1 pseudogene is annotated in these 1,033 nt (G+C 61.2%); it reads left to right on the forward strand.

Annotation, left to right across the window (positions count from 1 at the left end):
- Window positions 1-1,033 (forward strand): annotated as a pseudogene (locus DID99_RS38290) (hypothetical protein); the annotation flags it as partial.

Genomic DNA, 1,033 nt, shown 5'->3' on the forward strand with positions numbered 1-1,033 from the left:
GAGCAGACACGAATTGAACGTACGCACGGTGGACGGCTGACGCTACTTTATATTGCGGAGCACGCCCACGAGCTAACGGACCATCTGCAGCGCGCCGACATCGTGAAGATCGCCGCGCATGATGGCGGCTCGCAGGCGCTGCAGGCGGTCCTCAACCATCGTCAGGCTCTCATCGACGCCGGGTTCAGCAACGACGACATCGTGAAGATTGCCGCGCATGGTGGAGGCGCGCGTCGCCTCACGTTGGCCGTTGGCGAAACATCCCGGTCCCCGGGCATCGATCAGATCCAGGTGGATGCGCCGATCCCAGCCGACACCATGGCGGCTGAATCCGATATGCCCTCGAATCGTTCGGATCGAGTGGACAATACCGGTATTCCGGTAACGAATGGGACATCCCGTTCACTTCAGCTGAACGCCGGCAATGACACCTTTCCGCATTCCGTCGCCAGCGCTTACGTCCCCATGGTTCAGCTCGGGAACTCTGTGTCCAGTCCCGCCACGCCATCCGGGTTTCTGAGCTTCGATCATCTCCAGGCACTTTTAGATGTGCCGATCCCGGCCGATACCATGGCCATCACATCCGAGTTGCTGGCTCCGCCACCCGGGCAGGACTCCACACGTTCCGGTCATTCCCAAGGCAATTCTTCGCAGCGTCAGGGCTTGCGTTCCGATACCCATCTTTCCAACCGCCGAGCCGTGCCCTATCCCCTCCGGCTGTCTGTGCCTCATACAACCAATCCGCTCGAACTGACCGACGCCGAGCAGACACGAATTGAACGTACGCACGGTGGACGGCTGACGCTACTTTATATTGCGGAGCATGCCCACGAGCTAACTGACCATCTGCAGCGCGCCGACATCGTGAAGATCGCCGCGCATGATGGCGGCTCGCAGGCGCTGCAAGCGGTCCTCAACCATCGTCAGGCTCTCATCGCCGCCGGGTTCAGCAACGACGACATCGTGAAGATCGCCGCGCATGATGGCGGCTCGCAGGCGCTGCAGGCGGTCCTCAACCATCGTCAGGCTCTCA

It is taken from the genome of Burkholderia sp. Bp8986, from assembly GCF_003854225.1.
In the GTDB taxonomy this organism is placed as follows: domain Bacteria; phylum Pseudomonadota; class Gammaproteobacteria; order Burkholderiales; family Burkholderiaceae; genus Burkholderia.